Origin of the sequence: Novosphingobium rosa NBRC 15208 (assembly GCF_001598555.1) — a bacterium.
Classification (GTDB): domain Bacteria; phylum Pseudomonadota; class Alphaproteobacteria; order Sphingomonadales; family Sphingomonadaceae; genus Novosphingobium; species Novosphingobium rosa.
In genome coordinates this window covers 1-11,663 of the sequence record NZ_BCZE01000097.1, presented here as the reverse complement: position 1 = coordinate 11,663, position 11,663 = coordinate 1, and the positions used below count along the sequence as shown (strand labels likewise).

At 65.6% G+C, this 11,663-nt stretch carries 12 protein-coding genes; 5 read left to right on the top strand and 7 right to left on the bottom strand.

The features are described 5' to 3' along the window. From SR3_RS26805 to SR3_RS26790, 4 genes are all read left to right on the top strand, one after another. Positions 1-433 (top strand): GcrA family cell cycle regulator (locus SR3_RS26805; RefSeq protein ID WP_218018892.1); only part of this gene is annotated, 433 nt, incomplete at its 5' end. 105 nt (positions 434-538) lie between these two features. After that, a complete protein-coding gene (locus SR3_RS26800) occupies positions 539-2,191 on the top strand; it encodes a hypothetical protein (RefSeq protein WP_068093242.1) in 1,653 nt (550 codons plus the stop codon). Further along, on the top strand, positions 2,188-3,924 hold the full coding sequence (locus SR3_RS26795) for a hypothetical protein (RefSeq protein ID WP_157099137.1): 1,737 nt from the start codon (positions 2,188-2,190) through the stop codon (positions 3,922-3,924). The genes SR3_RS26800 and SR3_RS26795 overlap by 4 nt, the downstream gene beginning before the upstream one ends. A gap of 82 nt (positions 3,925-4,006) precedes the next feature. Continuing rightward, entirely contained in the window at positions 4,007-5,149 is a 1,143-nt protein-coding gene (locus SR3_RS26790; protein WP_084455957.1) for a GGDEF domain-containing protein, read from the top strand. Between the two features lie 130 nt (positions 5,150-5,279). On the opposite strand, the gene SR3_RS26785 is transcribed toward SR3_RS26790, so the two are convergent. The 7 genes from SR3_RS26785 to rbfA form a co-directional block, all read right to left on the bottom strand. After that, positions 5,280-5,516 carry a hypothetical protein gene (locus tag SR3_RS26785; RefSeq protein ID WP_068093237.1) on the bottom strand — a complete coding sequence of 79 codons (237 nt, stop codon included), beginning with the start codon at positions 5,514-5,516 and terminating at the stop codon, positions 5,280-5,282. A 165-nt stretch (positions 5,517-5,681) separates the two neighbouring features. Beyond that, positions 5,682-7,979, bottom strand: a complete 2,298-nt coding sequence (pnp, locus tag SR3_RS26780) for a polyribonucleotide nucleotidyltransferase (protein ID WP_068093235.1) — start codon at positions 7,977-7,979, stop codon at positions 5,682-5,684. Positions 7,980-8,162: 183 nt separating this feature from the next. After that, positions 8,163-8,432 carry a 30S ribosomal protein S15 gene (gene rpsO, locus SR3_RS26775; RefSeq protein WP_068093232.1) on the bottom strand — a complete coding sequence of 90 codons (270 nt, stop codon included), beginning with the start codon at positions 8,430-8,432 and terminating at the stop codon, positions 8,163-8,165. 5 nt (positions 8,433-8,437) lie between these two features. Beyond that, positions 8,438-9,373, bottom strand: coding sequence for a tRNA pseudouridine(55) synthase TruB (gene truB, locus SR3_RS26770; RefSeq protein ID WP_068093230.1), 936 nt, complete (start codon positions 9,371-9,373; stop codon positions 8,438-8,440). Then, complete coding sequence (locus SR3_RS26765; RefSeq protein ID WP_068093226.1) at positions 9,366-10,064, bottom strand: site-2 protease family protein; 699 nt, start codon at positions 10,062-10,064, stop codon at positions 9,366-9,368. The genes truB and SR3_RS26765 overlap by 8 nt, the downstream gene beginning before the upstream one ends. Continuing rightward, positions 10,061-10,648 carry a thymidine kinase gene (locus tag SR3_RS26760; protein WP_068093221.1) on the bottom strand — a complete coding sequence of 196 codons (588 nt, stop codon included), beginning with the start codon at positions 10,646-10,648 and terminating at the stop codon, positions 10,061-10,063. Before SR3_RS26760 ends, SR3_RS26765 begins: the two co-directional genes overlap by 4 nt. After that, the gene (gene rbfA, locus SR3_RS26755; protein WP_068093218.1) at positions 10,648-11,070 is read right to left on the bottom strand and encodes a 30S ribosome-binding factor RbfA; all 423 of its coding nucleotides are present in this window, start codon (positions 11,068-11,070) and stop codon (positions 10,648-10,650) included. Before rbfA ends, SR3_RS26760 begins: the two co-directional genes overlap by 1 nt. Positions 11,071-11,254: 184 nt before the next feature. On the opposite strand from rbfA, the gene SR3_RS26750 reads away from it, so the two are divergent. Then, on the top strand, positions 11,255-11,641 hold the full coding sequence (locus SR3_RS26750; RefSeq protein ID WP_068093216.1) for an RcnB family protein: 387 nt from the start codon (positions 11,255-11,257) through the stop codon (positions 11,639-11,641). Positions 11,642-11,663: the final 22 nt, after the last annotated feature.

The window sequence follows — 11,663 nt, the reverse complement described above, 5'->3', positions numbered from 1 at the left end:
TGCCGCGCCGGTGCCGCGCCCGGCCCCTGCCGCGCCGCCGCCGCCAGCCCCCGTGGCTGCCGCGCCCGCTTCGGACGCGCCCGCTGCCGCGCCTTCGCCGCGCATCGTCTCGGTCGGCCCCGGTGGCTTCCTGCGTCAGGGCCCCGGCGATCAGCAGGCACCGATCCCGCCGGCCCCGCCGCGCCGTCTGGTGCCCGCCAAGCCGAGCGCCGAGATCGCTGACAAGACCAGCCTGCTGGATCTCAACGACCGTATTTGCCGCTGGCCGATGGGCCATCCCGGCGAGCCGGACTTCCACTTCTGCGGTGACAAGGTGAACCCCGGTTTCCCTTACTGCGTCGAACATTGCGGCCGGGCCTATCAGGCGCAGCTGCCGCGCGGCGCGCGCCGTCCCCCTCCGCCGCTGCCTTTCGGTGGCCCCCGTCTGCGTTGATGCGTCTGCGCTAAGCAGATTGCGGCCCATCGGGCACGATTTTGATACAATTAGACGCGCGGTAGCCAGTTGTGGCCTACCGCGCGTTTTGCGATCAGCCTTGCGATGATTCGCACAGACTTTCCTGCCTCACGACTGGCGCGCTGGTTGCCGCTTGCCGCGCCCGCCGTGCTGACAGGCATGCTGCTGATCGGTCTGCTGCTGCCGCTCTACACCGACGAGGTGGGCTGGCGCCTGCAGGAACGCGCCGGGATCGACGGCGTGGACAAGCTGTTCTCCCAGCAATGCGGCCCCAACACCCTGGCCGTGCCGCCATGGTTCATGATGCCGGTGCGCTGGTACTCGGCCTTCTTCAATCTGGCCTGGCCCGATCCTTTCGCGGTGCGCCTGTCGGGCGTGGCCCATGCGCTTTGCTGGGTGGCGATGCTGCTGGTGCTGATCCGTCAGGCCACCGCCGACCATCTGCGCCGTAGCCAGCTGACGATGCTGTGCTGCGGATTGATGGGTCTGGGCGTGATGCCATGGCTGCTGGTGTGGAGCCGGCCCGAGCAGCCGATCATCCTGTGCGCCACCGCCAGCCTGCTGATCGCCATGGGGCAAAACCGCCCGAACAGCGCGCGTCCGTGGGCGCCGGTGGCCATCCTGTTGCTGGGGGTGATCGCCCTCTCCTATCATTTCAAGGCGCTGATCCTGATGCCGCTGTTTATGGCGGCGATGATCGCGGCGGCCCCCACGCGTCAGGCCCGGGCCGTGCGGGCCATGTGCACCATCGCGCTGACCGCAGCCGCGACGATCGCGGCCCGTTACTGGTTCGGCCGCATGGCCTGCCCCGGCGATCCCATCCTCGCGGCCGACCACGCCAAACAGAGCCTCGCCCTGCAACTGCTGGGGGATGGCCATTGGGCCATGGCGCCGCTGCGGCTGATCGCCAATTTCCAGATGCCGGTCTATGTGGCGCAGGCCGCGCCGGACATCACGCCCATGTCCAGCTGGCTGCTGCCCCATCTCGTCAGCAAACCGACGCAGATCGGCTGGACCATCGCCATGAATCTGTTGTGGATCGCCGGTTTCGTGCTGGCCGCCTGGGCGCTGGGCGCCATGCTGTGGACGCATCGGCGCGCTGTGTCGCAGCTCGACAAGCGCATCGTGCTGGCCGGGACGACGCTGTTCTGCGCCTCGACATGGTGTGTGTCGCAGGTGGTGCGCAATGTCTATGAAGCCAGCTTCGTGCTGCCATTGCTGGCGCTGAGTTTCGCTCTGGCCCTCTCCACGCCCCTGCCCCCGCGCCTGACGCGATGCCTCAGCCGGGTCGCAACCACCATCGGCCTCGCCCTGCCGATCAGCGCCATCGCCATTCTGTGGCTCTACGGCCCTTCGCTGGCGCAGGAGGCGGACAAGGGCGGCTATCTGCCGGGCCAGTCCTATTCGGTCGGCCTTGCCCATTACGGCACGCTGCGCGCGCAAATCCAGCGCGCCGCCGCCGCCTGCGGCATCACTCCGCAAAGCCATCCGGCGCATCTGCTGATCGACGACATCACCTATTTCACCTTCATGGACAGCGCCTTGCCAGACCACAAGACCTCCGTGCTGGAGCCGCGCTGGAGCGGCAGCGTCACCGATCCGCTGGCCTATCTCAGGCAGCAGCATTCCTCGGGCGTGGTGCTGGCCTGCAACGCCCTACCCCCGGCCCTGCGCGCCCGCGCCAAGGCCACTGGCGAGGTCTGCTGCATCGGCCCCGACCAATGGCCAGCCCGATGAGCGACGCCACAGAGGGCGAGGAAACACCTCCCTCCTATCTCAAACTGTTCCACCTGCTGCGCCATGGCGTGGTGGCATCCCTGGTGCTGGGGCTGCTGGGCGGGCTGCTGCTGCCGCTCTACACCGACGAGGTGGGCTGGCGCCTGCAGGAACGCGCCTGGATCGACGGTTTCGACAAGCTCTATTCCGACCAGTGCGGGCCCAACACGCTCTCGCTGCCGCCCTTCTTCATGTGGCCGGTGCGCTGGTATTCTGGCATCTTCAACCTGCATTTCGCCGAGCCTTACTGGGTGCGGCTTTCGGGCGTGCTCTATGCCTGCGCATGGCTCTATCTGCTGCTGGCGCTGATCCGCCGCCTCGCGCGCAACCGCACCGAGCGGCATATGATCGCGGTGATCGCCTGCACGCTGATCGGCCTTGGCTGCACCCCGCTGCTGATGGTGTGGAGCCGCCCCGAACAGCCGATCATCCTGACCTTGACCGCCACGCTGCTGATCGCCAGCCGGTCATGGCAGGCGCCCGGCAACCGCTTCGAGCCCTTTGCCGATTTCGCCTATTCCAAGACCTACGCCTCGCCCGAGATCGCCTGGGCCCGCTCGCTGGGGATCGCCGCGCTGGCGATGGTGGCGCTGAGCTATCACTTCAAGGCGCTGATCACCATGCCGGTCTTCGCCGCCGCGATCCTGATGGCCAGTCGGGGCCCGCGCGCCCTTCTGCCGCGCGCCGTGGCGCTGGCGGTGCTGATGGGCGCCGCGCTGGCCGCCATGCATTACTGGAGCGCCCGCCTCGCCTGCCCGCTCGACCCGCTGATCAACCGCGAGTTCAACCGGCAAAATCTGGGCGCGCGCATCGTCAACAACGCCGGTCCCACGGGGCTTGGCGGGCTGTTGCAGATGGGCTGGACGGTCCTCTCCAACCTGCGTTTCGATGCCTACATCGACAGCGCCGCGCCTCAGGTCGTGCCGATGTCGCGCTGGCTGGTGGCGGGCCGGGTCAGCGCCGACGAGATGCAGGGCTGGCGCGGCGGCATGGAGGTCATCTGGGCGCTGGCGGGCGCCGCCGGGCTCACCGCCGCGCTGGCCGCGCTGTGGCAACAGGGGCGGCGCAAGGTGCTGGCCTGCGATGCCGTGATGGCGCTGATCCTGCTGGCGGTGGCCGCCGCATGGTGCGCCAGCCAGTTCGTGCGCCACGATTACGAGGTTTCCTTCGAGCTGCCGCTGCTGATTCTGGCCATGGTGATGGGCCTGGCCTCGCCCCATGGGCTGGGCTGGCTGAAACGCGCGCTGCCGGTGCTGGCCATGGCGCTGGGGCCGCTGATGATCCTCTCGCTTGTGCTGGTGGGCGGGCTTTATGGGCCGCCGCTGGTCGCCGCGCTGGATGCTCCGGCCTATCTGCCGCAACAGCCCTATTCGGTGCCGCTGTTCGCCCGCACGCATTCCGAAAGCGATATTCTGGGCGCGGCGGCGCGCTGCGGCCTCTCGCCCAGGACGCCCGCGCGCAATCTGCTGATCGACGACGTCACCTATTTCACCTTCATGGCCAGCCATACGCCCCAGCATTATCTGGGCGTGCTGCCGCCGCGCACGCGCGGCTCCATCGAAGACCCGCTGCTCTATCTCGACAAGCGGCAGTCCTCCGGCATCGTGATGGGCTGCAACAAGCTGCCCGAGGAGCTGCGCGACCGGGCCCGGCGGCAGGGTTCCTTTTGCTGCCTTGCCCCGCCGGACTGGTGAAAGAGGACGGGCCGATAAACCATCTTTTCGGTTCAGAAAATTTCGCCCTTAAAAAGGCGCGCGCGCTGCCGTCTTCACCGGCATGAGCGTCCAAGATCCCTCCCTGCCCCGCCGCCCTGCCAAGGGCTTGCTGGACTGGTTCGGCTTTGCCGGGCCTAACGACGTTAACCATGATTCGGAGGGTGGAAACACCCCGATCGTGGCCACGACGCCGCATCAGATCGCCCGCAAGCAGCTGATGGACGACATCACCAACTTCCTGCTGGCGCATGATCTTGAGGTCAGCGGCTTCACGCTGCAGATCGCGCATGATTATCTGACCGGCGGCAACCGCCGCGTCATCCGCGCCATCGACGACCAGCTTCAGGCGCGTGAGCCGATCACCCTGCCCCTGCTGAAAAAGGCCGCCGAGGAAAAGGGCGCCAACCAGAATGAGGCCATGCATCGCCTGATGCGCCGCCTCGAAAACGACATCGAGGACTTCAGTAAGGCCACCACGCAGGCCTCCAGCGCGACCACCGATTACAACGAAGCGCTGGCAGCCCATGTCAACGATCTCGACAAGGCGCCGGACGAGCATCTCAAGCGCGAGGAACTGCTCGATCTGGCCCGCTCGATGCTGGAGCGCACCCGCAGCCTCGAAGAGGATATGGCCCGCAGCGCCGAGCAGACCAAGGCCCTGCGCCGCAGCCTGGAAGAGGCCCGCCGCAACGCCGATCACGATCACCTCACCGGCCTGCCCAACCGCCGCGCCTTCGAAGCCTTTTTCGAGACCGAACATGCAGCCGCCAAGGCGCGCGGCGAGCATCTCTGCGTCGCCTTCTGCGATATCGACCATTTCAAGCGCATCAACGACACCCATGGCCATGACGCGGGCGACCGCGTGCTGAAGGTGGTGGCCGAAACACTGGCCCGCATCTCCGACGACCGCTGCCATGTCGCGCGCCACGGCGGCGAGGAATTCGTGGTGCTGCTGCGCGGTCGCTCGCTGCATGAGGCCTGGGAGATCCTCGACGACACCCGCCACCGCATGGCTGAGCGCAAGCTGATCAACCGCGCCACCGAAGCCGCCTTCGGGCAGGTGACCTTCTCGGCGGGGATCGCCGATGTCTTCGCCTCGGAAGACCCCCGCGATGCGCTGGCTGCCGCCGACAAGGCGCTTTACAAGGCCAAGGAATCGGGCCGCAACAAGGTTGTGGTGGCCGAAAAGCCCACCAAGGCCTGAGGTTTCCAAAGAAAATGCCGGCATGCCCCAGGGGAGGGCAGCCGGCATTCCCATGCAGGACCGGGCGCAGGTTCAGGGGAACGCTGCACCGGTGAAACCTCGGACGCGCGAAAAGCTGCGCCCGCTGGCGTCAGTTGTCCTGCGATTCGTCGGGAGCAGGCTGATCGGACCAGTCCTGATCGGTGGCCGACTGGTCGGTCTCGGCCTGCTCGCCGTCGAAATGCTCCTTCACCGCTTTCACGCCTTCAAAACCGGCAACCGCCGCCACGCCCTTGGCCAGCAGACCCGCATCGGGATCGACAGCCTCAAGCGCCTTGTCGGCGGCGAAGGCTCCGGCGGCTTCTTCCAGAAAATCCTTGATGCCCATGTGACTCTCCATACGCCGGAGGCGATGAGACAGCGGTGCCCCGGCGATCTTTATATACGTTTTTTACATCAAGCCAGCACGTAAATTTTCGTCACGCTCCGCGCAAACAAAAGGGCCCGCCGGACGAACCGGCGGGCCCCTTCATGTTCAGCGCTGTAGCGCCGATCAGTCGTCCGACTTCAGGAAAGCCGGCATGTGATCGGGGTTGCCGCCTTCGCGGTCGCCACGGGGCTCGCGACGGGGACCACGATCGCCGCCACGGCCACGGTCGCCGCCGCCGCGCGGGCCGCGGCGGTCGCCGCGATCGCCACGGTCAGGACGGTCGCCGCGCGGTTCGCGGGGCTCGCGAGCGGGACGGGTGTCCTCCAGCTCGCCACCGGTCTCCTGGTCGACGACGCGCATCGACAGGCGCACCTTGCCGCGCTGGTCGATCTCGAGGACCTTCACGAAGACCTCCTGACCTTCCTTGACGACATCGGTGGGCTTCTCAACGCGCTCGTTCTTCATTTCGCTGACGTGGACGAGACCGTCCTTGCCACCCATGAAGTTCACGAAAGCGCCGAAGTCGACGATGTTGACGACCTTGCCCTTGTAGATCTTGCCGACTTCGGCCTCTTCCACGATGCCCAGAATCCAGACCTTGGCGGCCTCGATCTGCGCCACGTCCGACGAAGAGATCTTGATGATGCCTTCATCGTCGATGTCGACCTTGGCGCCGGTCTGCGCGACGATCTCGCGGATCACCTTGCCGCCGGTGCCGATCACGTCACGGATCTTCGACTTGTCGATGCTGATGGTCTCGATGCGCGGAGCATGGGCCGACAGCTCGGTGCGGGCTTCGCCCAGAGCCTTGAGCATCTCGCCCAGGATGTGCGCGCGGCCTTCCTTGGCCTGATCCAGCGCCTGCTTCATGATGGCTTCGGTGATGCCGGCCACCTTGATGTCCATCTGCATCGTGGTGATGCCTTCGGAGGTGCCGGCCACCTTGAAGTCCATGTCGCCCAGGTGATCTTCGTCACCCAGAATGTCGGACAGCACGGTGAAGTCCTTGCCTTCCAGGATCAGGCCCATGGCGATGCCCGACACGGGGCGCACCAGCGGCACGCCGGCGTCCATCATCGAGAGCGAACCACCGCAGACGGTGGCCATCGAGGAGGAACCGTTCGACTCGGTGATGTCCGAGAGAACGCGGATCGTGTAGGGGAAGTCTTCCTTCGAAGGCAGCACGGGGTGCAGCGCGCGCCAGGCCAGCTTGCCATGGCCCACTTCACGACGACCCGGGGCGCCGAAGCGGCCCACTTCACCCACCGAATAGGGGGGGAAGTTGTAGTGCAGCATGAAGTTCGAGTACGACAGGCCGTCGAGGCCGTCGATCATCTGCTCGGCATCCTTGGTGCCCAGCGTGGTGGTGCAGATCGACTGCGTCTCACCGCGCGTGAACAGCGCCGAACCATGGGTGCGGGGCAGGAAGCCCACCATCGATTCGATGGGGCGGATCTGGGTGGTGGTGCGGCCGTCGATGCGCTTGCCGTCCTTCAGGATGGCGCCGCGCACGATTTCGGCTTCCAGCTTCTTGGTCAGCTTGATCGCGGTCATGATCGTCTGGCCATCGGCTTCGGCGTACTTGGCCTTCACCTTGTCACGCAGGGCGTTCAGCGCGTTCGAGCGGGCCGACTTGTCGGTCAGCTTGTAGGCCGCGGTGATGTCCTTGCCGATCAGCTTCTTGATCTCGGCCTTCAGGGCGGCGTTGCCGTCCTGCGACTTGACTTCCCAAGGCTCCTTGGCGGCCTTCTCGGCCAGATCGATGATGCCGTTGATGACCTTGCGGATCTCGGCATGAGCGAACTGCACGGCGCCCAGCATGGTCTCTTCCGAAAGCTCCTTGGCTTCCGATTCCACCATCATCACGGCATTGCCGGTGGCGGCGACGACCAGATCCAGCTCGCCTTCGGCAACCTGGGCCATCGACGGGTTCAGGCTGTATTCGCCGTCCTTGTAGCCGACGCGCGCGGCGCCGATCGGGCCCATGAAGGGCAGACCCGAGATCGTCAGCGCAGCCGAGGCCGCGATCATCGCGACGATATCGGGCTCGCTCTCACCGTCATAGCTCAGAACCTGAGCGATCACGTTGATCTCGTTGTAGAAACCTTCGGGGAACAGCGGGCGCACCGGGCGGTCGATCAGGCGGGAAACCAGCGTTTCCTTTTCCGTCGCGCCGCGCTCGCGCTTGAAGAAGCCACCGGGGATGCGGCCGGCAGCCGAGAACTTTTCCTGATAGTGGACGGTGAGCGGGAAGAAGTCCTGGCCTTCCTTCACGTTCTTGGCGGCGGTCACGGCGCAGAGCACCACGGTCTCGCCATAGGTGGCCAGCACGGCGCCATTGGCCTGGCGGGCCACACGGCCGGTTTCGAGGGTGAGGGTCTTTCCGCCCCACTCCAGCGATACGGTTTTCACGTCGAACATTCTTTTTCCTTCGCCCCGCGCGGCCCTATTGCGCGTGCGGGGTTGCTAAGCCGGGGTGCCGTCCCGGTCCGGTGCGGGGCATTGTGTCTTAGCCCCAGGGCCCCCTGCCGTATTGCCGGAAGGCCCATCTTTGAAACTCACATATGAAAAGCGCCCCGCGAAGGGGGCGCTTCCAATCGAACCTTACTTACGCAGGCCCAGCTTGGCGATGAGAGCATTGTAACGCTCCACATCCTTCTTCTTCAGGTAGGCAAGCAGGGTACGACGCTTGTTCACCATCATGAGCAGGCCACGACGCGAATGGTTATCCTTGTGGTGGGCCTTGAAGTGCTCGGTCAGGGTCTTGATGCGGCTGGTCAGGATCGCGACCTGCACCTCGGGCGAACCGGTGTCGTTCGCGGCGCGGGCGTTGTCCTGAATGATTTCCTGCTTCAGTTCGGGAGAAACCGACATTTTCACTACTCCGCGACATCGGGAAGGTTGAACCCCCGCACGACTTTCATCGCGCCCCCTTCAAGCTCCACCAGCGCCACCGGCACGGGGCCGTGATAAGCGCAGAAAAGCCCGTCGGGATGGGGCTGTCCAATCAGAACGCGACCCTGGCGGATCGCCCCTGCCTCCGTGGACGTGAGGGAGAGGGCCGGGATGTCGACCAGCCCCGCCTCCAGCGGCAGAAGTACCTGTTCAAGCGCGGCGCCTTGGCCGATTTCGTTCAATCTGTCCAGTGAAATCGCCTGATCGAGGGTGAAGGGCCCGGCGCTCTCGCGCCTCAGCATGGTCACATGGCCGCGTGATCCCAGCGCCAGAGCGATGTCCCGCGCCAGGCTGCGGATGTAGGTGCCCTTGGAAACATGGGCGCGCAAAGTGGCAGTCCCCTCGCCCGCATCCACCAGATCGAGGCTGTGGATGGTGACGCTGCGCGAGGCCAGCTCCACCTCAAGGCCCTTGCGCGCCAGATCATAGGCGCGGGCGCCATCGACCTTGAGCGCGCTGTAGATCGGCGGCACCTGCTCGATGGGCCCGGTGAAGAGCGGCAGCACCTGCGCCACCTCGGCGGCTTCGGGGATTTTCTCGCTGGTGGCGATCACCTCGCCCTCCAGATCCAGCGTCGAGGTTTCCGCGCCGAATTTCACGGTGAAGCTGTAGACCTTGCTGGCGTCCAGCATGCGCCCGGTCAGCTTGGTCGCCTCACCCAGAGCGATGGGCAGCAAGCCGCTGGCCAGCGGGTCCAGCGTGCCGCCATGGCCCACCTTGATCCCGCCCTTCAGCTTCATGTTGAAGCCCGCCTGCCGCAGATTGCGCTTCACCGCGCTGACAGCCTGCGTGCTGCCCAGCTCCAGCGGCTTGTCGAGGATGATCCAGCCATGCACGCCAGCGTTGCCAAGGTTATCCATGGGTCAGGCGCCCCGACCAATGCGCCAGCTGCAGCACATGGCCATAGAGCCACTCGAACGGCGGCCCCACAAAGCGCCCGATGGGATCGAAGCCCTGGATCACCTGAGGCAGCAGCACCAGCAGAACCAGCACCAGCGCAAAGCCCAGACGGCGAAACTTGGCGTAAAACTGCGCGGCCTTGGCAGGCAGCAACCCTTCCACGATATGCGAGCCATCGAAAGGCGGGATCGGCAGCAGGTTGAAGATCGCGAGGAACAGATTGATCTGGATAAAGGTGGCCAGCAGTTCCACCACGCTCACCAGCCAGCGCGTGTCCGGCCCCAGCGGCATGGCGCCGATCGGCCCGAGCACAAGCGCCGCGATCAAAGCCATCACAATGTTCGAGGCCGGCCCCGCCGCCGCGACCAGCATCATGCCGAAACGCGGATTGCGCAGCCGCCACTGGTTCACCGGCACCGGCTTGGCCCATCCGAACACCGGCAGATGCGCCAAAGCCAGCATGCCCGGCAGCACCACCGTGCCCACCGGATCGACATGGCGCAGCGGATTGAGGCTGAGGCGCTTGGCCTCATGCGCGGTGGGATCGCCCAGAGCGCGCGCCGCCCAGCCATGCGCCACCTCGTGGAAGACAATGGCCACGATCAGCGGCGCAGCCAGCATCACGATCTGATGGATCAGGGCCATATTCATGCCCGCGCCTCGCTGAAATGCTTGCGGCAGAGCGCGACATAGCGGTCATTGCCGCCGATCTCGGTCTGGGCGCCATCGATCACCGCCCTGCCCGTGCCATCGACACGCAGGTTCATGATCGCCTTGCGCCCGCAGTGGCACACCGCCTTCAACTCGATCAGCGAATCCGCAATCCCCAGCAGCACCGCCGAGCCGGGGAACAGATCGCCCCGGAAATCGGTGCGCAAGCCATAGCACAGCACCGGCACATTGGCCTCATCGGCCAGACGCGCCAGTTGCCAGACCTGGGCGGCGGTCAGGAACTGCGCCTCATCCACCAGCACACAGGCCACCGGCCCCGCGCCATGCAGCGGCGCGATGGCGGCATACATGTCGGTCTCCGGCGTAAAGCGATGCGCCTGAGCATGCAGGCCTATCCGGCTTTCAATGGCATGCTCGGGCCCACGCTCACTGGCACGATCATCGACAGCCGCCGTCCACAGCATGGTGGTCATGCCGCGCTCGCGATAGTTGAAATCGGCCTGAAGCAGCGTGGTCGATTTTCCGGCATTCATGCTGGCGTAGTAGAAATAGAGCTTGGCCATCAGTCGGCCCCGCCCTCCTCTTCCTCGCCCGCATCGACATCGCGGCGCACGCGGGGATCGGCCAGCAGGGCCTCGATCCGGCTGGCTTCATCGAAGCTTTCATCCGCCAGAAATTTGATGCGCGCGGCGTATTTCAGCTTCAGCTTGCCCGCCACCGCCTTCTGGAAAAAGGCCGTGTTGGTGCGCAGCGCCTTGAGCACCACCTCTTCCTCCTCGCCCAGCAGCGGCTTCACGAAGACGGCGGCATGGCGCAGATCGGGGCTCATGCGCACTTCGGTCACCGAAACGGTGCGGGCGGTCAGCACATCGTCATGCACCTCCTGCCGCGCCAGCAGATCGGAAATGACGTGGCGCACCTGTTCGCCCACCTTGAGCAGACGGACAGAGCGGGCTTCGGGCGTGGTGGGTGTGATCTTGGCCATAGTGTCCATATGGGGCGCGCCGCGCTTTTTCGCAATTCGGCGGATAATCGGGATGTGTGCGCCTTGGCCCGGGAACACATCTTTTTGCAATGCTTTCTTGAAAGTGACCTATCGGTTCAGATAGCTCTCAGCTGGTGACACGCATACGCTTGTCACCAAATACGGATACCGAAAGGATAAATCCATGCGTAAGACCATCAGCGCGATCATGCTCGCGACCTTGCTGACCCCGGCCCTGGCCATGGCTCAGCCCGGCCGTGACGACCATCGCGGCGGCCCCGATCGCGGCGATCATCGCGGCCCTGACCGTGGCGACCATCGCGGCCCCGGCGGCTTTGGCCCGAATCGCGGTGGCCCCGGCGGCCCGCCCAACGGCTGGCACCAGTTCCGCAAGGGCGATCGTTTCGACCGTGGCCGCGCCTGGAATTATGGCGAGATCGACTATCGCCGCTACAACGGCCGTCTGCGTCCTCCCCCGCGCGGCTATCGCTGGGTGCGCAATGGCAATGACGCCCTGCTCATCGGCATCACCAGCGGCGTGATCGCCAGCGTGATCGCAGGCAACTTCTAAGGCCCCAAACGCCGGGCGGAGC

What these genes read in the sequence shown, in the direction of transcription:
- rpsO (WP_068093232.1), bottom strand. Translation starts at nt 8,432, where the DNA reads ATGTCGGTTTCTCCCGAACTGAAGCAGGAAATCATTCAGGACAACGCC.
- SR3_RS26750 (WP_068093216.1), top strand. Translation starts at nt 11,255, where the DNA reads ATGCGTAAGACCATCAGCGCGATCATGCTCGCGACCTTGCTGACCCCG.
- truB (WP_068093230.1), bottom strand. Translation starts at nt 9,373, where the DNA reads ATGGATAACCTTGGCAACGCTGGCGTGCATGGCTGGATCATCCTCGAC.
- SR3_RS26790 (WP_084455957.1), top strand. Translation starts at nt 4,007, where the DNA reads ATGAGCGTCCAAGATCCCTCCCTGCCCCGCCGCCCTGCCAAGGGCTTG.
- rbfA (WP_068093218.1), bottom strand. Translation starts at nt 11,070, where the DNA reads ATGGCCAAGATCACACCCACCACGCCCGAAGCCCGCTCTGTCCGTCTG.
- SR3_RS26785 (WP_068093237.1), bottom strand. Translation starts at nt 5,516, where the DNA reads ATGGGCATCAAGGATTTTCTGGAAGAAGCCGCCGGAGCCTTCGCCGCC.
- pnp (WP_068093235.1), bottom strand. Translation starts at nt 7,979, where the DNA reads ATGTTCGACGTGAAAACCGTATCGCTGGAGTGGGGCGGAAAGACCCTC.
- SR3_RS26760 (WP_068093221.1), bottom strand. Translation starts at nt 10,648, where the DNA reads ATGGCCAAGCTCTATTTCTACTACGCCAGCATGAATGCCGGAAAATCG.
- SR3_RS26795 (WP_157099137.1), top strand. Translation starts at nt 2,188, where the DNA reads ATGAGCGACGCCACAGAGGGCGAGGAAACACCTCCCTCCTATCTCAAA.
- SR3_RS26800 (WP_068093242.1), top strand. Translation starts at nt 539, where the DNA reads ATGATTCGCACAGACTTTCCTGCCTCACGACTGGCGCGCTGGTTGCCG.
- SR3_RS26765 (WP_068093226.1), bottom strand. Translation starts at nt 10,064, where the DNA reads ATGAATATGGCCCTGATCCATCAGATCGTGATGCTGGCTGCGCCGCTG.